We start from the raw sequence: 21,227 nt of genomic DNA on the forward strand, positions 1-21,227 counted from the left end.
CTATTTATGCAATCTGTCTTCGCCGTTCGGTGATATTCGGCTGGCGGGCGAATTCTATGTACCAGTTGAGAAGGTCGGGCCGCGCCATGATATCGCGGCTTGCCGCCTGTTCTGGCGACGCGCCAATCACCAGTTTGCGAATGGGAACTTCCATCTTTTTGCCCGTCACCGTGTAAGGGATGCCGGGCGCAACGACGAACTCGTCTGGCACATGGCGCGGGCTGGCTTTCAGTCGCAGCGTCTCCACGATCCGGGCTTCGAGTTCGGCACTCCAGATCGCCCCAGGGCGAAGCGCCACGAACATCGGCATATAGAAATTACCGTTGGCCATCTCGCAGCATATGACGAGCGAATCTTCGATTTCGGAGATGTCGTCGAGAGGGCGATAAATCTCGCCGGTTCCGATGCGCACACCATAGCGATTGAGCGTCGAATCCGACCGGCCATAAACATAAACGCCACCGCGCTCGTTGCGCTTCGCTAGATCGCCGTGTCGCCACACTCCCGGATAAGTGGAGAAATAGCTGTCGTGATAGCGGCCGTTGTCTTCGTCCCCGAGAAAGCAGAGTGGGGCGGAGGGGAAGGGGCGGGTGACGACAAGCTCGCCCTCTTCGTCGACAAGACCGTTGCCGTGTTCGTCCCAGATATCGACGGCGATGCCGAGGGCCGCAGCCTGTATTTCACCCGCGTATACCGGCTGAATTGCGACCCCCGTCACAAGTCCGCTGCATAGGTCGGTGCCGCCCGACTGGGACGAGACCCAAAGATCGGCCTTCACGTTGTCGTAAAACCATTTGAAGGTTTCGGGTGTTGATGGTGCGCCGCCAAGCAGAACCATGTCGAGATGGGAGAGATCGCAGATATTCTTGGGCTTTATCCCGGCGGCATTCATGCTTTTGACGAGTGTCGGACTGGCCCCGAAAGAAGTGGTGCCCGTTACGGCCGCCATTTTCCAGAGCATCTCCGGTCCGCCGAAAACCGGGCTACCATCATACAGCACCGCCGAGGCGCCGGTAATGAGGGCGGATATGACGGCGTTCCACATCATCCAGCCGGTTGTCGTGTAGAAGAACATGCGTTTGCCGGGGCCGAGATTGCAACTCAGCGACATGTTCTTCAACTGCTCGAGCGTCATCCCGATGTGCGAATGGACGATCGCTTTCGGCAGCCCGGTCGTGCCAGAAGAAAAAAGCACCCAGAGGGGAGCCTCGGAGGGAAGCCGTTCGTAGCGGAATTCATCGCGCCCGATCGCCGGCGACGCGAGCAATTCGGCGAAAGTCAGGCCAGAATACGGCAACGCCTCCCAAGCGAGATCAAGGTAGTCGAACGTCACGACCATTTCCAGCGAAGGAAGATTCGACAGAATTTCAGCGACTTCATCGCGGCGATCGAACACGCGGCCGTTGAAACTATATCCATTTCCGACAAACGCGAGCTTGGGCCGCAATTGCCTGAAACGATCCAGCACCATCGCCGGCCCGAACTCGGGCGCGGCCGAGGACCAGATCGCGCCGATAGCCGTCGTTGCCAACATGGCAACGGCGGTTTCTGGAACATTGGGCATAATGGAGACGACCATGTCGCCTGCTTTTATGCCCATCGCCCTCAATCGCGTCGCGACCGCGCGGACCTGACTGCCAAGCTCCGCCCAACTAAGCGTGGCCAACGGGCGAATCTCGCTGCTGTGATACAAGGCGATCTCGCCCGGTTCGGCCACAGCCTCATGACGGAGCAAATGTTCCGCGAAATTCAATCTGACGCCGGGAAACCAGCGCGCGAGGAACATTGCCTCGCCGGTAACGATGGCTTCGGGATCGCCATCGGCATCGAGCGAAAAATAGTCGTAAATCGCGCGCCAGAATCCATCTAGATCATCGACCGACCAACGCCACAAGGTTGCATAGTCTTCAAAATGAATATTCCGCTCGGCACCGAGCCACCGCATGAAGCGAGTGAGTTGCGCCTTCTCGACAAAATCTCCGTCGGGCGTCCAGAGCAGCGTGCCTTCCTCGACCGCTTCGCTCAAGAGATCGGGTCCTGCACGACGCGGTTCTCAATGTATCCGATCCCATCGATCTCGACGCGGACAACGTCCCCATCAACAAGAAATTTCGGCGGCTGCATGGCCGCGCCCACGCCGCCGGGAGTCCCGGTGAACAAAAGGTCCCCGGCTTCCAGCACCATGGCCTGGCTGAGGTGGGCCACTTGCTGAAACGGATCGAATATGAGGTGGCTGGTGTTCGAGTCCTGCCGCTTCTCGCCATTGACGAAGCTGCGGATGGCAAGCGTCAGGGGATCTATCTCATCGGCCGTCACGATCCAGGGGCCGAAGGGCGCGTGGGTGTCGAACGACTTTCCGATCGAGAATTGGCCCGTTCGCATCTGCCAGTCGCGCACGCTGACGTCATTGCCCACGCAATAGCCGAAAATCGCCCGCGCGGCGTCGCTCTCGCGAATGTGGCGGCCGCCCGTGCCGATCACCGCAACAAGTTCCGCTTCATAGTCGAGCGCCGCCGAGACCGTCGGAAGGACGATCGGGTCGAAAGGACCGTTCGCGGACGTGCTGGCCTTTACGAACCAGGTTTGATGCTCAGGCAACGGGATGCTGGCCTCGGCCGCGTGATCAGCGTAATTCAGACCGATGCCCCAGATTTTACCGGGCCTCGCGATGGGTGCGAGGAGTTGCACATCCTTCAACCGGTAATCGGGTGACCCGAGCAGGCCAGCGGCCAGCGGACCGATCTCGTCCCACCGCTCTATCAGCGAGATCACGTCATTGCCCGCGCCGGGGACATTTTTCGTGATGCTCGCCATCGTCTGGCCGTCGGTAACGCCCAGTTCGATCGCATCGCCGACCAGGTATCTTGCGATCCTCACCGATCCTTCTCCTTTGCCCGATTGTTTATGGTTCAGTTTTCGCCGGCGGTCTCGACCGGTGCCGATCCTTGTTTCATCAATTCTTCCAGTGGTTCGCCGGAATGAAATTTCTTGACGAGAAGGTCGGGATCGAACTCGACCCCAATCGGGTTCTGCGAAAAAGTATCGGATTTGAAGAATGCCGCCGGGCTGCCGATGGCCGCGGCATTATCGATTTGAATCTCGAGTTTTATGCCGTTGGGATCGCAATAATAGAGCGATGTCGTGGGGCCATGATTGATGCACCAGATCGGCAGTATTCCGTTCGCCTTCAGGCGTTCGTAGTTTCTGATGAATCGATCGAAATCGCGAATGGTGAAGGCGATATGATCTACCCCCGCGGTCGACTCGGTTAGCTCTGTCAGGCCCGGAATATGGCCAATTGCGATGCGATGGTGCTCGTCGTCGAACGTCAGAAACGCCAACCCGTCCTGATAATAGACGTCGCTCGCATCGAAAAATTTGCGATGCCAATCCAGCGTGCCTTCGAAGTCGCTTGTCCTGACAACAAAGTGAGCGATGTAATCGGGGCCACCACGTTCGGTTTTGGTCGTTGGCGCGGTAGTCATTCTCGTCTCCCGGATAGTGGGGCGGTAAGTCCGCCTCGTGGGTGAATCCGCCTCGTGATTGGCTGGCACAGGACGTCAGCGTGTGTTGAAGCCTCTCCTAATCACAACTGATCTATTGGTCAATATGTGCGCCGATCTCGGCGCGACTGTTGGCGTCTGAGGCCTCGCACCCGTCTCTTTGTCCGACTTACTTTCTTGATGGTAAGGCGTTGGCGCGCTAGAAAAAGCCGATGGTACAGAACGAAAAAGAGCTGGATGAGGCGTTAGAAGACGCAGAAATCTCTTCCGCGGGCGCGGGAAGGCGGCGCCGCCGACGGCCTGAAGAGGTTCGTGCGCTTGTGCTGAGCGCGGCGATGGAAGAGTTCGCCACATCGGGATTCGACGGTGCATCCGTTCGGGATATCGCGGCACGTGCGGGGGTGTCGCTCTCCTTGCTGCTTTATCATTTTAATTCAAAAGAGAATTTGTGGCGAGAGCTGGCACTCGACACTGCTGCCCGGCTGAGCAAGGCTCGCGGTGAAGGCGCAAAGGTCAAGGCGGCTTCTCCTCGGGAGCATTTGCGCGCGGCCATTCGCGCGCTCGTCGAGGCATTTGCGGAAATGCCAGACTTTCATCGCCTTATGACGATCGAGGCGCATCGGCCATCAGACCGTTTGGACTGGTTGATCGAGACATTCATCGGTGAAGAGCACGCGCGCTGGTGTGAACTTATCAAAGAGGCGCAAAAGGAAGGTTTTGTACGCTTCATCAGGCCTGATCGGTTGCGTTTCGCAATCACGGCTATGGCAGCGGTACCCTTTGCCGTTTCGGCCGAATATGAGCGACTAAGCGAACGAAACCCATTTGCCAGGGCTGAAGTGGAGGAGACAATCGCCATGATCGAGACCCTCATCTTCGTATAGGTTATTATTGACCGTTCGAACAGTAACTGTTAGCTCCTCGTCATCGAGACGCCCGCAGAAGAGGCTGCTCCGGAATATTTTGACGGGAGACTGGCATGACATCGACAATTGCCGCCATCGCGACCAAGTCCGAGGTCGGAACCGAGGGTCGGTTTGCGCGCGATTTGCACGAGGATCTGCTGGCGCGAGCGCGAGCGCTTAAGCCTCTCCTTGAAAAGCATGCTGCGGAGAACGAGGCGTCGGGCAAGATCGTCAGTGAGGTGATCGATGCCATCGAGGCGACGGGCGCTTTCAGCATGGCAGTGCCGCGGCGCTGGGGCGGGCTTGGCGCGTCGTCCCGCACTATGGCCCTCTTTTGTGCCGAAATCGGTAAGGGCTGCCCCTCGTCGGCCTGGGTGGTGTCGATCCTCAACTCGACCGCGTGGATCGGCAGCAAGACGAGCGAGCCCATGCAGCGGCTCATGTTCGGCGCTTCGATCGGAAGGGTTTGCGGGCCGCAGGTAGGAGGCGGCAAGCTGGTTGCGCGCGACGGACGCTTTTTCGTTAGCGGTAAATGGACCTATGCCTCGGCCTGCTATCATGCCGATTGGGCGCTGGTTCCCGCCACAGGGGAAAATGGGGCGATATACCTCACGCTGCTTCGGATGTCCGACGTCACGATCGACCATAGTTGGATTGTGGCCGGTATGCGCGGCACGGGTTCTGAAACGCTGATCGCGGAAGAAGTTGAGATCGGGGCCGATCAGTTTTGCGATAAGTCGGTGCTTGGTGAGATAACCCATGGCGGTAGCGAGCCGTCCGATTATTGGCAAAGTATTCCCGTATTGCGCGCGAAGGCCTTGGGTGTCTTGGTTGGCACCGTTCAGGGGCTTTTCGATGTCGTCGTCGCGGGGAAAGAAAAGCCTTATATCTATGTAACGGGCTATCCGCGCCGCTGTGACTCGCCCGTTTATCAAGCTGCAATTGGCGAGATTGCGGCAAAGATTGCAACCGCGCGCCTGCTTCTCGAAGAAGCGACCAATCTTGCGGACTCCGCCGCGGAAGACCGTCGCCAGCTTGAAATGGAAGAGCGTGCGATGATCGGCGCGAAAGCAGGGCTCGTGACGGAGCTTCTGTCCCATTGTACCGATCGTTTGATGGACTTGGCCGGATCGTCGGGATTTGCCGACGCCAATGCGGCGCAGCGCTTCTGGCGCGATTATCACATGGGTTCACGCCACATCATCTTCAACCGCGACCTGGCATACGAAGTTCTGGGCCAGAACCTTCTTGGCTTTGTCGAAATGATCGTTCCGCCCGAGCGCGTCTGATCCTGCGGATACCGCAGTTTGGAAGGGAATTCATGGCAAGGACCAGCGCCTCGATGCAGCATGATGCAGCAGATTTTTCCGGATTTAGCACCTATCGCATGACGCCCGCCGAGGCGCGCGCGTTGCTCGACCGTGATCGCGACAGCAACCCGATTCCGTTCAGTCAGGAATTGAGCGGCTTCCACATCTTTCGCAACTTCGAAGATGTGAAGCGCGGCTTGCTGGATTTTGGAACTTATGCATCCGCCCCGTCGGTGCAGCGTCCATTGCCGAAGGGGGATATAAGCCAACATCCGCAGGCGGTTGCCATCAACGCGGATCCGCCGGAGCATACCAAGTGGCGTCGGCTTTTGACCGCCGGAATGAACGCAAACGTTCCCAACCGCATCGAGAGCCGCCTGCGCGCCGACGCGGCCCAACTGGTGGACGCGATGGTTGCGAAGGGCGGCGGCGATTTGATCGCCGATCTCGCCTATCAGATACCGCAGCGCGCGATCTTCTACATTCTGGGCTTCGAGCAGAATGACGAATTATCGAAAGTGCACGACATCACGCTCGCTCTGCTTGGCAGCATGCGTGACTCCGCAGCTTATCGGAAGAATTTCGAACGTCTTGCAGAATTGGGCCTCGAAGGCATCCACGAGCGCCGCAAAAGGCCGCGTGATGATTTCATGACGGTACTTGCCGAATATGATTTCGGGGGCAGGCCGCTCAACGACGAAGAAGCGGGGCGCGTGATGGCCACCCTGCTCATCGGAGGAAGCGGGACGGCGGCTTCGACGATGGGCTCGTTGTTCTGGAACATCTTCGTCCAGCCAGGATTGCGCGACAGTCTTGTCGAAAATCCGACCTTGATCCCCGCGGCGGTTGAGGAAACGCTACGTCTCCATACGCCATTCTTCGCGCTCTATCGCAATGTGACGCAGGATCATGAGCGGCATGGGCGGCGGATCGCGGCTGGCGATACCGTCTATATGTGCTGGCAGGCGGCCAATCTTGATCCCGCGCAATTCGACGAACCGCACGCCTTCCGTCTTGATCGCGACGCTTCGCGGCACCTGACCTTTGGGCTTGGCCGGCATTCGTGCGTAGGCGCGCCCACCGCCCGGATGGAAATCCGTGTAGTTGCCGAGGAGTTTTTAAAGCGTGGCGTGCGGTTGCAGCCCACCGCGATTGATACGGCAGAATTCTGTTTTGAAGGATCGGAAACGGTCGCGGTCCCTTCGCTGCCGGTTGCGGTCGGGTGAGCGCTGGCTGAAAAGGAAGGCGTCATGGTCGAGCAATTTCGTCATGCCATGCGCTATCTGGCGTCCGGGGTCGCGGTCATAACTTCATCGGACGCGGCCGGGAAACGTTTCGGCATGGCTGCGACATCGGTAACGTCGTTGAGCATGGATCCGCCGAGCCTGCTGGTGTGCATCAACAAATCCTCGTCGATCCTTGCGACGTTGTTGGAGAGTCGGCGCTTCACCGTCAACATGCTGGCCGAATCCCAGCGTGATATACTCGAATGCTTCGGAGGCTCGCGCCTTGCCGACAAGCGATTTTCTTTCGGGGATTGGCGCGATTGCGAAGGAGGGGCTCCCTATCTGTCCGACGCCCTGGCATGGGTGGATTGCAGGCTCGACGATCGTTGGACCTACGGGACGCACCTGATCATTGTCGGCCGGGCTCTTATGGCCGGACCGAACGAAGATGCCGGGCGCCCTTTGGTCTATTATGACGGAGCACCGATGACATTCGGCTAGGGCATCCTTGTATCTCGCCTTTCGCGGCAGGGTTTGCGGAATATTGGCGCGCAATGCCGCCGCGACGCATTGGCGCGATCAGCCGCCGTCAAGCCGTCCGGCAAAAGCTTCGAGCACAGGGGCGGGATTCAGGAATTCCAAATGGTCCGCAACGCGCCCATTCCGAAAGCGCAATCGCATAACATATTGGTTTGTGTAGGGTGCGTCCCAAATGGTCTCAGCCTTTGAGGATGCTGTTACAAAGACGAGATCAACGTCGTCGACAGCGGCATGGGCCTCGATATCAAAGAATTCGAAATATTTCCATACTTTCCAGAAGGTTCCTACTCGTTCTCGATTGGGTTCCAGGCCAACTGTTCGGCCGTCCCGGCCGGCCGGCATATAAGGCGCCTGCATCGCCAATTCGGAATCGGCAACGGCTGCCCATTCTTCAACCGCCCCGCGCGCAAGGATGTCCAGCCATCTGCGGGCCGTTGAAGCATTGTCGATCATTTGCACAACTCCACCTCTTCCTCTGAGGAGTGATGAAGCGTTCGTGTGCCACATGCAAGTTCGTTATTGACCAACTCAACAGTAATGATATGTAATTGATCAATCGGTCAGTTAGGGCCGGGAACGAGGGCGCTCCGGAGTGTAACGGGAGTTGCTTGGGAGACGGCCGCCCGGGTTGCGAGCGAAGGCTTGCACCTGTCCGCCCCGTCTTGCGTCATCGTCTCCTCTCGTTCGACCGGGCCCATAACAATGTCAGGGAGAAGGATGATCGTGAAGCCCGCAATGAAAATTCGCGAAGGTCGGCTGGCCCTCACTGTCGGCGCCGCAATCGGATTTGCCGTCGTCGTGCCGGCGCAGGCTCAGACGGGAGTGTCACAGCCGGACGCGCTGATGGACGATGTCGTCGTAACCGCCACGAAAAAAGCTGGTGGTGAACGGGTTCAGGACATTGCATCGTCGATCACGGCCTTTGGTGTCGATCAGCTCGACGCCATGCAGTTCCGTAACATTGAAAGCCTCGCCTATTCGGCTCCGAACGTCCAGCTCGACGATGTGGGGTCGATCAAGGGGACTGCCAATTTCGCTATTCGCGGTCTCGGCGTGAACAGTTCGGTGCCGAGCATCGAGCCGGCCGTCGCGACGGTCATCGACGGCATCTATCTCGGAACCAACAACGGCACGATCATCGATACCAGCGACATTGAATCGATCGAGGTTTTGCGCGGTCCTCAGGGGGTCTTGTTTGGCCGCAACGTCACGGGCGGCGCGATAGTCCTTCGCACGCGTCGCCCCAGTGGGAATTTCGGCGGCGATGCCAAGCTGTCGATCGAAAGCGGTCTGCGCGGCACGGGGGCCGATATCGTCCTGACCGGTGCGCTCGAGGCCCCGATTGTCGAAGATAAGCTTGCCGTGCGCGTCGCCGGATATTTCGAAGACGATGAAGGCTATTTCAAGAATCTCACGCTTAATCGCAATGACGGAAAGTCGCGGTCGTGGTTTCTCCGCCCGACTATCAGTTTCACGCCCGCTCCGGGCGTGGAGTTCACGCTGATTGGTGAGCATGGCGAATCGCATGGCGATGGAACCGTAAACAGCAACCCCGGTGGATCGGTGCAGGCGCCGAAATTCGGGACGCGTTCGGGCTTTGTTGGCAGAGCAGATACGACCTATAACTCGGCAGTCCTCGAAACGAACATTGATGTCGGATCGGGCGGAGGTAAAATTACCAATATTTTCGGATATCGTGATTACAAGGTGTTGGTTACCGGCGACAACGACGGTTCTCCGGCGCTCGGTTTCCATGTAGGAAGCTATATTAAGCAAAGCCAGTACAGCAACGAATTGCGCTATGCTGTAAAAATTGCTGATCGAATCGATTTCGTTACCGGATTGTTCCTGTTTCATCAAAATATTGATTATCAGACGCTGGACAATTTGCTGTATGCCAATCGCCTTGGGCAGGGCGGTGGCCTGCAAGATCAGAATTCGTGGGGCATTTTTGCCAACGCCGATATTGAGATATTCGATCGCTTCACGCTTGGCGTCGGTGGGCGCTATTCTGAGGATCGGAAAAATGTTCGGATCGCCGCTCGTGATTTCACGGCCGCGCCCCCGTGCACCTTCACTCAGGGTTGCACCAGTTATGGCTTCACCGATCGGGCAAAGTTCAACAGCTTTACGCCGCGCGTTTCGCTGAAATATGAATTCAGCGACAACATCCAGGCTTACGGGCTGTACAGCCGAGGTGTCCGCGCCGGCGGCTATAACCTGCGCGTCGCTTCCCTTGCCGTTCCGCCGGGGCCCTTCGGTGACGAGACCGCGAATTCCTTCGAGATCGGTTTCAAGGGGCGCATGTTCGACCGTCGCCTCATGCTCAATCTCGCGGCGTTTACCAATAAGGTCGACGCCGTCCAGCGCGAGCAGACAACCGTCACTGCAAATGGCGTTTCAACGCTGATCGGCAATGCTGGCGACGTGCGCATCCGCGGCGCAGAGGTCGAAGCGTCGCTGCGATTGGCGCAAGGGCTCGTGCTCCGCGGGTCGCTCGGTTATGTCCATGGCCGCTATGTTCGCGTGGCCGCTGATCTCAATGGCGACGGTGTTGTCAACGATCTGGACCGAGCCCTGCGTATCCCGCGCCTTGCGCCGTGGACCTATAGCGGCGGACTCTATTACGACACCGAATTGGGGCAGGCGGGTTCGTTCAACGCTCATATCAATATCGACCACCGCGACGGGTCGCCATTTACCGACAGCAACAATTCCTTCCTGCCGTCGCTCGACCTTCTTTCCGCTGGAATAGGCTTCGCACCGGCCGGCGTGAAAGGGTTGAAGATGAGCATATATGGCCGCAATCTGCTGGATAATCGAGGCATCGGCGCGAACGCGCGCCTTGATATTCTTCCCACGGGAGGAAGTTTCCAGACGGTCCAGAAGGGCAGGGTAGTCGGCGTCGAGGTCGCCTATTCCTTCTAGCGAACGAGGCCGGCCGGCGGCACAGCTGCCGGCCGGCCGCCCTCGTGCGGAAGGAACAGTTGCAACGGGAACAGGGCATGACGGACTTCGCAGATCGCATCATCATCATTACCGGCGGTGCGAGCGGAATCGGCGCCGCAGCAGCGAAACTCGCGGCCGCGCGGGGCGCGCGCATCGTCGTAGCCGACCTGCAGACGGGGCTGGGCACCGAAGTCGCGAGCGCCGTCGACGGTCGGTTCATGCGGCACGATGTCAGCGATCCGAACTCCTGGAGCGAGCTTCTGGCGCAGGTGATCGCTGAAATCGGCTCGCCGTGCGGCCTCGTGTCAGCGGCAGGAATCAAAAGCAACGGCACGGTAGCCGACGCACCCGATGTCGAAGCCTTTCAGAAGACTGTCGCGGTTAATCAGCAGGGCATCTTGCTCGGTTTGCAGACGTTCGGGCGCTACATGTGCGAACGGAAACGGGGGGCGATCGTCAATGTAGCATCGGCCACGGGTATGCCTCCCGCCGTCAGCCAGGACATTGGCTATGTGTCCACGAAATGGGCGGTGCGAGGGATTAGCCGGACTGCCGCGCGCCAGTTCGCGCCGCACGGCGTCCGGGTGAACACCGTGCTTCCGGGGCTCGTGCAAACGCCGATGATCGCCGCTTCGTTCGAGGCGAATCCCGATCAGGTCGCACATGTAGAGGCATCGATACCGATGCGGCGCCTGGCTCAGCCCGAAGAGATCGCGCAGGCGATCTGTTTCCTGCTGTCCGATCAGGCGAGCTATGCGGCCGGGGCGGAACTCGTGATTGATGGCGGCCTCGTCGCCTAGGGATGACCAGATAACCATGCTTCATGCCGATATGGCGCCCACTGCCGACATAGACTTCGCGGACCCCGGATTTCTGGCGGATCCGTGGCCTGAACTCATGCGCCTGCAGCGCGAGGATCCGATATATTGGAGCGCTCGAAATCGCGGCTGGATCATTACGCGGCACGCCGACGTGAAGGCGGGTTACGCGGATCGGCGCTTGCTCTCGGCACGCGGGCTGGAACTGTTGCTGAGGGATTTCTCACCCGCCGATCGGGATCAGGTATCGGCGGTGACCAAATATATTCCCCTCACCGTGAACCGGCTCGATGGGCGCAATCACATGCGTGTCCGCACGCTTGTGATGAAGGCTTTCACGCCTGCGATCATCCGGTCGCTCAAGCCGCTGATTGAGGAGATTGTCGACGGATTGCTCGAGGAAATCGGTGATGGCGGGGAGATCGACTTTAGCGCGCAGATTTCCGCAAAGCTGCCTCCACGCGTCATCCAGCACATGCTGGGGATACCAGAGGCTCATCGCGAAACATTGTTCCAGCTTGTTTCCGATTTCACTGCGGCGACGGCTGGCGCGCATGTGACGCGCGCCGACATTCTGAAGCTCGACCAGACGTTGCGCGATATGAATGCGATCTTCAACGCGCTGATCGCAGAACGTGAAGCCGCTCCGAGCGACGATCTTATCTCGCATCTTGTTCATGCCCGCGACGGGCTGGCCCGCCTCTCGCACGATGAGTTGCTGGCGTGCTTCCATGCTATCATCGTGGCGGGCGCGGAAAGTACGGCGCACACTTTGGCTACGCAGATCGTCCAGATTTGTCGGAGATCCGACCTTCAGGACATTGTTCGCGGCGATGCGGAGGCGGCTTACCCCGTCGTCACTGAACTGCTCCGCTTTCCCGGCACCGTCAAATCAATGACCCGTATGGCGGGTGAGGAACTGGAATGGGGCGGCAAGAAGATCGCGAAGGGCGATCTTCTGTGGTTGATGAACTTTGGAGCAAATGTCGATCCGAAGGTGTTCGAGACGCCGCTGGAGATTAGGCCGGATCGCGATAACCGCGATTCAATGGCGTTCGGCCCCGGACTGCATCACTGCATCGGCCACATGCTGTCGCGCATAGAACTTTCCACGTTCTTTGCCCGAGCATTTGATCGGTATGAGATTTCGATTCCCGAGCAGAAGCTGGATTATGTGCCCAGCTTTGTTTTCTTCGCGATTAAATCGCTGAAGGTAAATTTCAAAAAACGAAAGTGATGGAGGTGTTGCCGTGATCCCAGGAATTTCGGATTTCGATTATAAGGACAGATTGACGGCAGAGGAGGCCGCCAATCCGCAAAGCGTTATCGATGTTGGCTTCCGCTACACGGCTTCGCTCGAGAATTTCGACGTCGATCGCTATATTTCCTGTTTTACCGATGATCCGCAGTTTCTGATCCGCGATCCAAAGGATACCGAGTTCCGCAACTATGCGAGCCCCAAGGTTGCGGGCGTGCCTGGGGCAAGCCTGGCTGTGGGGGTCGCGCAGGTGCAGTTCACCTTGGCGCGGATCGACTCGATTCATTGGGTACGATCGAATTTCCAGGTCAGCATAGCCGATGATCGCGCACGGATGATCTCGAACTATATCTGCACCCATCGCCTCGACAGCCATTCTACTGGGCCGTTCTGCATCCTTTACGGGACCTATATCGAAGATCTGGTGCTGACCGATCGTTGGCGGATCGCGTTGCATCGCAATCATATCCGGTCGATCCAGGGCGATCTCGCGATCGTGCGCGGCGGTGCCGATCGCTACCCGGAAGACGTCCAGACGAAGACCGAGATCGTCCGCTGACGAAGGCTGGCACGCGTCCGGAAGGCTGTCCTCCCGGCGCGTGCCTGTCTCGTGTCTGCTCAAGGAACTCGCCGAGCGCTATGATCTCCGCAACCTTTTGCCAGGGCAGCGCGCGCGGGGAGGGGGCGAGCGAGATCAATTGCCTTCGGGGAACCAGCCGAACTGCGCGACTATCTCCCGCACAGCCGCAGCGACGTCTTGCCGACGATATCCCAGCAACGCCGCTTCGCCTGAATCCGGCCCATATGAAATGAAATTGCCGCGCCCTTGCGGGATGGCGACATCGGGCAGTAGCGGCAGCTCCTCTTCGCGGATTTCAAGCGTCAGCTTGGCGGGGGCGGCCGCATCGAAGAATAGCTGGAAATAGTCGCGAAAGGAGAGATTTTCGTCGCCCACGAGATAGGCCTTACCCGCTTCGCCGCATTCGAGTGCTCCCTCGATCGCTTCGGATAGGGAGCCGAACGACATGAAGTTGGGGCGGCTGGGCGGGGCGAATGCCGGGATCGGGAGCAGCCCCTGGCCGATTGCACATGGGGTTCGAAGATCGCGTTGGCCCCAGTATCGCACCTGACGCGACCGGTTGAGGAGGGTGGGGTTGCTGCATCGCTCCTTTGAGCATGTCTGCGATATCACGGCGTCCGCATCCGGCGCGAAACGGACCGCTCAAGCAGAAGCGTGTTCCGAGTAATCCAGTTGGCGCTTGTGTTGCAGTTGTGACCTTTGGGTTACGCTTCCCTGAAAAGGCGCAGACGGGCTGGATGTCAGCTTGCGGCGAGCCTCCGGATGGCTCAAAAATACGGCCGGCCTCCGGGAGGGCCTAGGCAACCACCTGCAATCCGCGCGGGGGCGGATGGCTAGGGATCCGGAGGAATTTTTCGTGATCAAAGCTATCATGAAACAGAAGGGCCTGTTGCTTGCTACGGCTACGCCGCTGGCCTTTGCGCTCGCTGCTCCCGCATTTGCCCAGGACGCTGTGGGACAGCCACAAACCAATCAGGATGCCGCGGCTACCAATCCGCCGATGAAGGATATCGTCGTCACTGGGTCGCGCATCGCGCGACCGCAGGTCGAGGCATCGGTTCCCGTTGCGGTCATTTCTGCTCAATCGATCCAGAATGTCGGCCAGACCAACGTGCTGGATGCTTTGCGAGACCTGCCGATTGCGGGCCAGTCGGCAGATCGATCGGCGTCGAATTTCCAGAACTCGGGAAACGGCACGGCAACGGTTAACCTCCGCAACCTCGGCCCATCGCGGACCCTGGTGCTGATCAATGGTCGCCGCAGCGTTGGCGAGCCGGGCAGTTCGGCGGTCGATCTCAACAATATCCCGGTTGATCTTATCGATCACGTAGAGGTCGTGACCGGCGGCGCGTCCGCGGTTTATGGTTCCGATGCGGTCGCCGGCGTCGTCAACATCATCCTCAAGAACGACTTCAGCGGTCTCAATGTTCATTTACAGAACATGATTTCGAGCCGGGGTGATGGCGAGTCGCCGCTGATTTCGGTGCTGGCGGGGCATGATTTCGCAGGCGGCGCGGGCCACATCACCGCGAACGTCACCTATACCAACTCGGATGCTATCCCTTCGGCCAACCGCGCTTACTCGCGGAACGATTCGCCGACGGGAAGTGCATACACGCCGCAGGGCGCGTTCTTCGATGCGGCGGGCGATGGGTTCACCTTTGACCCCAATAACAACGTCATTCCCTATACGGGGGCGGCGTCGCAGCGATATAACAGGGCCTCGCAACGTTTGTTGGCCGTTCCGGTCGAACGATATTCCGCTTCGTTGATTGCTCGCTATGATTTTAGCCCCGCCGTGCAATTGTATGGAGAATTCACGTACAACAAGACCAAGGCGGACGCGCATATTGAGCCGTTGGCGGTCGACGATTTGGGCACGCAGGGCCAATCGGTCATCAACTTCGATGGATCGGCGTTCGCGGGTATTCCGACGAGCAACCCATATGTACCCGCAGCAATAGCGGCCGCGGCTGGCCCGAATTCCTATCTCGATTTCTTTAAGCGCTCGAACGGTCTTTTCGACCGCAGTCCACACGACGATCGTGACTATTTTCGCGGCGTTATCGGCTTAAAGGGCGAGATTGCTACCGGCTGGAACTACGACCTTTCATACGAGCACAGCCAGGTTCGCGATGAAACGACCAATCAATCTATTCTGATGACCAATTACGGCGCGTCACTTCAGGCGACGACTATCGGCGGCCAAATCGTCTGCGCCGATCCGGTCGCGCGTGCGGCGGGTTGCGTCCCGATCAATCCGTTCGGTCACCAAACCTATACCGCCGCGCAGTTGAAATGGCTGAGCACCTATACAGGGCAGGGTGTCATCATCCCCGGCGCTACTCCGGGTCAGCAGGTTAGTGCCCAATTCCTGCAGAAAAACTATCAGGATGTTGTTTCTCTGGCGGTCACCGGATCTCTCTTCCAGTTGCCTAATGGTCCGCTGGGCGTGGCATTTGGCGGAGAATATCACCGCGAAAAGGTTTCGGAGATATTCGATCCGTTCACTCAGTCTGTATATAGCTCGCAACAACTTAACGGAAATGAGATCGGAAAATATGATTCCAAGGAGGCCTTCGTCGAAATCAATGCGCCAATCTTCGGTCATCACCCCGGCGTTTATGAATTTTCGCTGGAAGGTGCGGCGCGCTACTCAGATTATTCGACCGTCGGTGGGGTCTGGACATATAAATATGGTGGCACTTATGCGCCAACCCCGGATATTCGTTTCCGGGCAATTTACGCCCGCGCCGTCCGTGCGCCAAATCTGAATGAGTTGTTTTCTCCGAAGGCCAACACCGCGCAACAGGTCGTCGACCCTTGCGATCAGGCGCAGGGATTGGGTGGTGCGGCGCTGGTCGCGTTGCCGGCGGGGTGTTCCGCAATCCCGGGCATTGCGAGTTACCTGACGACCCATCCGAACTTTACATACTCGCTGCAGCAGGTGCAGACTATCTTCGGTTTTACCGGCGGCAATCCCAATTTGCAGGCGGAGGCGACCAACACGTTCACTGCGGGCGCGACCCTTACTCCACGATTCTTCCATAACTTCGTGCTGACGGCAGATTATTATTCGATCAAAGTGAAAAATGCCGTGTCTTCGATCGATCCGCAGACTTCGGTTACCCAATGCTTCGAAACGGGATCCTCTGATTTCTGCGGACTTGTTCATCGCAATGCGAATGGTTTCATCACCGAGGTTGATGAGATCGCTATAAACGCCGCATCTTATCAGGTGTCGGGTATCGATGTTCAGGCGCTCTATGATTTCAAGACTCATTTTTTCAAGGCAGAAAATGAAAAGGTTAGTCTCGATCTATACTATAATCATAAGTTTAAGCAGGCGCAGACGCCGTTCGCCGGCGGCCCGGTTTCGAATGAGCTTGGTACGGCGGATACCTATGCCAGCCAGCAGCTGGGCACCGGCTTCAAAGATCAGTTTACGTTCAATCTGAACTATACTGCGGGTCCGGCTTCGATCCACTATCGTTTGAAGTATCTCGGTCCGGTGAAGGCGTATTTTGGCGCTACGGTTATTCCAATATCGGCTTACACTTATAGCGACCTTCAGGTTAAATTCGATCTGGCGAAACGGTTCGAATTCTACGTGGGGGCCAACAATCTGCTGGATAAACAGCCTCCCTTCATCATCGGTGGCAACAGCCAGTGGCCCGGCACCAATACGGTGGCGGATACCTACGATCTGTTCGGTCGAATGATCTACGCGGGTTTTACCGCGAAGTTCTGATCGCAGACTTTGAACAAGTCGGGGCGGCTCCGCGAGGGGCCGCCCATTTTCGTGTTGTCATGCGCGAGAGTAGCGATGCGCGCTTGGACTTCAGTCTCCACGCGCTGCACAACGACGTTCGCTGTTTTCCATTGGAACCTGGCCCCTTCGACGCCGAAATGCGCTCATCTTTCGGAACGACGTCATCGGCTGGGCACCTCCTTCGGTCGGCATTGTATGATACCTGGTTCTGGCGATGCTGCGCTGAAAAAGCGGAAGGAAGATAATAGATCTCAATGGTTTGTTTGAAAAGCATAGCGAGCAAATTTCAATGGCTAACATTTCTTCCGGAAGATTGCCGGTCAGCGGATACTAAGTGACCAGTTCACAACTTTTCGATATTCAAAATCGGTGCCGTGAGCCTGTAATTGATATTACAAAAAGGAACACCGAGCGATGATCCGTAATTCTGCCACTGCGTTGATCGTTCTGGCGCTGATGACCGGCGCTTCACCGCCGCCGCAAGAAGCCCCTGCCGCTCCCGCCGCCGCGGAGGCGCCGCTAACGGTCGAGGCGATAGCGCCGCAACTGACAGCCTATTTCGATGCGTGGATGCGGGAAGCGCACGCTCCCGGTCTTGTCTTCGGCGTGGTTAAGGACGGTAAGCTTGTGCTGGTGCGGGGGCTCGGTGTGCAGAATGTCACATCAGGCGCGGCGGTGACCGCAGACAGCAGCTTTCGTATCGCTTCTATGTCCAAGGCGTTCACCGCCCTTGCGATCCTAAAGCTGCGCGATGCCGGCAAGCTTTCGCTCGACGCGCCAGCTGAACGCTATGTGCCGGAAATGGCGAACTGGCGTTATCCGACCGCTGACTCATCGCGCATCACAGTGGCCGATTTGCTCCACCATGTCGCAGGCTTCGTCGAGGATAATCCGTGGGGGGATCGGCAACAGCCGTTGTCGGAGGGTGACTTCACGGCGCTCCTGAAGGCAGGTGTTCCATTCGCGCAGGCGCCGGAGTTACGGATGGAATATTCCAACCTGGGCTATGCGACGCTGGGGCGGATCGTGACGAATGTCTCGGGCGTGCCATATGAGCGTTATATTGAGCGGGAGATAATGAGGCCGCTCGGGATGAGCTCCACCGGCTATGATGTGGCGAGCCTGCGGCAACAGAAGCGAGCGTTAGGCTATCGCTGGCAGGAGGATGCCGCCGGCAAATGGGGGTGGGTGCGCGAGCCCGATATGGCGGATGGCGCATTCGGCGCGATGGGCGGCGTGCAGACCAGCGCGATCGACTATTGGCACTGGGTCGCTTTCCTCCTTTCCGCGTGGCCGGCGCGTGACGACGCTGATAACGGTCCGGTCAAGCGCGGTACCGTTCGTCAAATCGTAAAAGGCGCGAATTTCGTCGAAACGAGCGAGCGCCCCGCGGTGCTTGGTGGGCCCTGCCGCCAGGCGCGCGCCTATGCGAAGGGCTGGTTCGTGATCTCCGATTGCGATCTCGGTCAGGTGGTTTCGCATACTGGCGGATATCCCGGATACGGCTCGGTCGTCATGCTGATGCCGGATGCGGGGGTGGGCGTTTTTGCCTTCTCGAACCGAACCTATGGCGCGCCGAGCAGGCCGGCGTTTCAGGCGATGATGGCGCTGCGGGCGGCACGGTTGGCGAACGATCGTTTGCTTCCCGTCTCGGCAGGCCTCGCAGACGCCTATCACGCCGCCAAGGCGAGTTGGCGCAGCGGTGACCCCGCGAGCGCGCCGCTCGCCATGAACGTCCCATTGGACCGCGATCTCTCGCGCCGACGCAGCGATATCGCGGCGCTCAAAACGAAGGTCGGCGCGTGCACCATGGAAGAGCCGATCGCTCCAGTCTCGGCGATGGAGGGAACGTTTGTTTGGAAATGTGCCACCGGCGAGGTTTCCGGTCGCGTCCAGCGCGCACCGACGCCAGCGCTGAGTTTACAGGTGATCGATTTCAAGCCGGTGCAGTGACATTCAACACCATTGAGGATGATGGCCCACGCTAACCGTGGCTAGACAGTGCCTCGCCATTTGTCGTCTTCGGCAGGTGAAACCGCGCCTCTCTAAGCGGAAGGCTTTTGAGAGATATGTTGCGGAGGTAAAGCGATCGGGGGCTGCCGTCGGGCGGCCGGTCGCCGACATTGGCGGAAAGCTTCGCGAACGCGATTTGTCTAGGCGCATGAGCCCAGGAACGGTTAGTTTGCTTTCGCGGGCGGGACGCACGGCACGTCGTTAGCCGTCCAATCGAAATCATAAGTGGTCGGCACTTTCTCTCCGCTGCCGACCGAGCCCTTTTTACCGGAGGGAGTATAGTAAATCCATCCCATGCTGTTGTCGAACGCCGCGATCCGCGAATTATCACGCTGCGCGGCGGCCGCTTCGATCTCAGGCTGTTCGATCCGTGATCCACGGACCATGCGGATAGCGCCGTCGCGCAGTTCCCACGCGCGATAATAGTTCCGTCCGAATATGTGCGTGTTGAAGCTTGCTTTGGACGACCATTGTTTGGCCTGCGTCGAACTCGGCAATCGGACTGTGGTGACGTGGCAGATGTAGTCGGGTTTTGTGTAGAAAGGCAGATTCTGGTTCTGATCGGCCGCCCGAACGCGCCGCTCGGGTGGATTGAAGCCGCCTCCCGGAAGCGCCAGCGACCTCGCGCCATCGCCGTCATCATCCCAGTTTACGGCTCCAGTGCCGCTGATCGTCAGGACGCTTGCCGCCGCCTTTTGATCGTAATGCCACTGAACGTTGTCGATCGCCTGCCAGACGTCGCCGATCGCCTGTTGACGAAAACCATCCAGCATCTGCCCGGCTGAAAGCGGGGAGAATTGCATTTGCTGCTGCAAACCTTTGACGCCACGAACGATTTGGGTCGAGACGATCCGTGCCGGTGTATCGAAACCGGCACGCGCATCGATCTCAAACAAGTTGATTTCATCGGGAGCGACCGCCGGCTGCCATCCCAATTTCTCGATATCGCTGCCTTGCGCCGTCAGGGGGAGGACCCAGTTGACTGGGAAAACGGGCCGCGCGCTGGGCGACGCAACCGGGGGGAGGGTCCCGTCCAGCCAGTAGGTCTTGCCGTCGATGTGAGCGCGCACGAGCACGTGGTCGAACAATTGCGGGATAGGGAGGCGCTGATCGAAACCATCATCGACACCGCCAGAATTGACGAGGACTGGCTCCGCGTCGATGCCCAGTTCGCCGAGCAGCGCCAGTAGCAGCGCAGTCTTCCCCTTGCAGTCACCATAACGGCGCTGCCAGGTCTCGTCGGCCGAGGCGGGGATAAGATTGCCACCATTAAGACCCACGTAGATGTAACGCACGTCCTGCTGGACCATCTTGAGCGCCGCGCTCGCGCGATCCAGCGGCTGAGCTTGCGCGGTGGCGATGCGGCTGGCTTCACGCTTGATCGCCGAATCGGCGGAGAGCTTCGCCGCTTTTGCATAGAGCGGCGCAAAATGGCGCGAGAGTGCCGCCCAGTCGGTGAAATCGCTGTACTCTACAGCGCGTTGCCACTGATAGCGCGCTGGCGCGTCTTTCGGCGGCGACAGGATGGCTGGATTGTCGAACCGGAAATCGACCCCGCGCTCATCCTTTTGCATTGCCGCTGTCATATCGGGAGTCATTTTTAGGTTGGGCTTGCGGCCCTGATCCCAGTTTAAACCCAAATGATATCGGCCCGGCGCCGGATTTGGCGTGAGCAGCAGAAGGCCGGCCATATTATGACCGAGCGCGGGATCGTTCGTGAAAGTAGTAAGATCGACTTCCAGCTCGTCGCCAACCCGAAGATCGGGAATGCGAAGGATTGCCGTTAACACCCCATCGAGTCTTGCCGCTTCCAGCTGATCCTCGCGTCGCAGAATCTCGAAGGAAGAGTTTTGCAGGACATCGACGATCTGACCATCGCGAAACAGCTTGATACCATGGACGATAGGGGCACCGGCCGTCGGGTTCCATGCGATCGAGATGTTGCCGAGCTGCAACGCGCTCGAATGCAGGATCTTGACGCGATAGCCGAGATATTGCGCCTGTCCCTGATCGCTAAGATGAATCTGCAAATCTTGGCGACGTATGAACAGGGAGCCGCCGGCGCTCTCTGGCACCGGTAGCAACGCGGACGCCGTAGCCCATGCCGGGACCGGGCCGCGACGGACTTGCTGGGGCTGCGCACAAACGGAACTGGCGACGAGCACGGACGCCAAAATCGGTAACGAAATCCGCACTGTCAGCCCCCCAGCCTATCTGCAATTTATTGTGGCAGAAGCGGCATTGCTTTCAAGTGATGTCTGCGCCTCGTCGCCAGTCTGGCTCGTCGCGTCGATGCGATCCGGCGCCCGTGCCGAACGCGGCGACTTATCCTCGCCCAGGGTGTTTTTCATCC

16 protein-coding genes are annotated in these 21,227 nt (G+C 58.6%); 10 read left to right on the forward strand and 6 right to left on the reverse strand.

The window, feature by feature from the left end; genetic code table 11:
* Window positions 1–4: 4 nt before the first annotated feature.
* The 3 genes from P0Y64_12555 to P0Y64_12565 are packed head-to-tail and all read right to left on the reverse strand — an operon-like array spanning window position 5 to window position 3,485.
* Window positions 5–2,026, reverse strand: a complete 2,022-nt coding sequence (locus P0Y64_12555) for an acetoacetate--CoA ligase (GenBank protein ID WEK42223.1) — start codon at window positions 2,024–2,026, stop codon at window positions 5–7.
* Window positions 2,023–2,877: a fumarylacetoacetate hydrolase family protein gene (locus tag P0Y64_12560; GenBank protein ID WEK42224.1), complete on the reverse strand. Its 855-nt coding sequence runs from the start codon at window positions 2,875–2,877 to the stop codon at window positions 2,023–2,025. Before P0Y64_12560 ends, P0Y64_12555 begins: the two co-directional genes overlap by 4 nt.
* 32 nt (window positions 2,878–2,909) lie before the next feature.
* Complete coding sequence (locus P0Y64_12565) at window positions 2,910–3,485, reverse strand: VOC family protein (GenBank protein WEK42225.1); 576 nt, start codon at window positions 3,483–3,485, stop codon at window positions 2,910–2,912.
* Window positions 3,486–3,715: 230 nt separating this feature from the next.
* Between P0Y64_12565 and P0Y64_12570 the strand changes: the two genes are divergently transcribed.
* From P0Y64_12570 to P0Y64_12585, 4 genes are all read left to right on the forward strand, one after another.
* Window positions 3,716–4,387 (forward strand): TetR family transcriptional regulator, encoded by a 672-nt coding sequence (locus tag P0Y64_12570; protein WEK42226.1) that lies wholly within the window; start codon window positions 3,716–3,718, stop codon window positions 4,385–4,387.
* A 95-nt stretch (window positions 4,388–4,482) separates the two neighbouring features.
* Window positions 4,483–5,697, forward strand: coding sequence for an acyl-CoA dehydrogenase family protein (locus tag P0Y64_12575; GenBank protein WEK42227.1), 1,215 nt, complete (start codon window positions 4,483–4,485; stop codon window positions 5,695–5,697).
* Window positions 5,698–5,819: 122 nt separating this feature from the next.
* Window positions 5,820–6,944 (forward strand): cytochrome P450, encoded by a 1,125-nt coding sequence (locus P0Y64_12580; protein WEK42228.1) that lies wholly within the window; start codon window positions 5,820–5,822, stop codon window positions 6,942–6,944.
* Window positions 6,945–6,968: 24 nt separating this feature from the next.
* Window positions 6,969–7,445 (forward strand): flavin reductase family protein, encoded by a 477-nt coding sequence (locus P0Y64_12585; protein ID WEK42229.1) that lies wholly within the window; start codon window positions 6,969–6,971, stop codon window positions 7,443–7,445.
* Between the two features lie 78 nt (window positions 7,446–7,523).
* Here the strand turns inward: P0Y64_12585 and P0Y64_12590 are convergent, their stop codons facing one another.
* Entirely contained in the window at window positions 7,524–7,937 is a 414-nt protein-coding gene (locus P0Y64_12590) for a nuclear transport factor 2 family protein (protein WEK42230.1), read from the reverse strand.
* 264 nt (window positions 7,938–8,201) lie between these two features.
* On the opposite strand from P0Y64_12590, the gene P0Y64_12595 reads away from it, so the two are divergent.
* Genes P0Y64_12595 through P0Y64_12610 form a run of 4 tightly spaced genes read left to right on the forward strand, consistent with a single transcriptional unit; the run spans window position 8,202 to window position 13,068 of the window.
* Window positions 8,202–10,412 carry a TonB-dependent receptor gene (locus P0Y64_12595; GenBank protein WEK42231.1) on the forward strand — a complete coding sequence of 737 codons (2,211 nt, stop codon included), beginning with the start codon at window positions 8,202–8,204 and terminating at the stop codon, window positions 10,410–10,412.
* A 44-nt stretch (window positions 10,413–10,456) separates the two neighbouring features.
* Window positions 10,457–11,233: an SDR family oxidoreductase gene (locus tag P0Y64_12600; protein WEK42232.1), complete on the forward strand. Its 777-nt coding sequence runs from the start codon at window positions 10,457–10,459 to the stop codon at window positions 11,231–11,233.
* 16 nt (window positions 11,234–11,249) lie between these two features.
* The gene (locus P0Y64_12605) at window positions 11,250–12,488 is read left to right on the forward strand and encodes a cytochrome P450 (GenBank protein ID WEK42233.1); all 1,239 of its coding nucleotides are present in this window, start codon (window positions 11,250–11,252) and stop codon (window positions 12,486–12,488) included.
* Between the two features lie 13 nt (window positions 12,489–12,501).
* Entirely contained in the window at window positions 12,502–13,068 is a 567-nt protein-coding gene (locus P0Y64_12610) for a hypothetical protein (protein WEK42234.1), read from the forward strand.
* A gap of 135 nt (window positions 13,069–13,203) precedes the next feature.
* Here the strand turns inward: P0Y64_12610 and P0Y64_12615 are convergent, their stop codons facing one another.
* Window positions 13,204–13,536, reverse strand: a complete 333-nt coding sequence (locus P0Y64_12615; GenBank protein ID WEK42235.1) for a hypothetical protein — start codon at window positions 13,534–13,536, stop codon at window positions 13,204–13,206.
* A gap of 409 nt (window positions 13,537–13,945) precedes the next feature.
* Here P0Y64_12615 and P0Y64_12620 point away from each other — a divergent pair, with 409 nt between their 5' ends.
* Window positions 13,946–16,840: a TonB-dependent receptor gene (locus P0Y64_12620; protein ID WEK42236.1), complete on the forward strand. Its 2,895-nt coding sequence runs from the start codon at window positions 13,946–13,948 to the stop codon at window positions 16,838–16,840.
* 435 nt (window positions 16,841–17,275) lie between these two features.
* Complete coding sequence (locus P0Y64_12625) at window positions 17,276–18,814, forward strand: serine hydrolase (protein WEK42237.1); 1,539 nt, start codon at window positions 17,276–17,278, stop codon at window positions 18,812–18,814.
* 224 nt (window positions 18,815–19,038) lie between these two features.
* Here P0Y64_12625 and P0Y64_12630 read toward each other — a convergent pair whose 3' ends face one another.
* Window positions 19,039–20,949: a DUF3857 domain-containing protein gene (locus tag P0Y64_12630; protein ID WEK45046.1), complete on the reverse strand. Its 1,911-nt coding sequence runs from the start codon at window positions 20,947–20,949 to the stop codon at window positions 19,039–19,041.
* Window positions 20,950–21,227: the final 278 nt, after the last annotated feature.

The sequence above is a fragment of the Candidatus Sphingomonas colombiensis genome (assembly GCA_029202845.1).
Taxonomy (GTDB): Bacteria; Pseudomonadota; Alphaproteobacteria; order Sphingomonadales; family Sphingomonadaceae; genus Sphingomonas; species Sphingomonas colombiensis.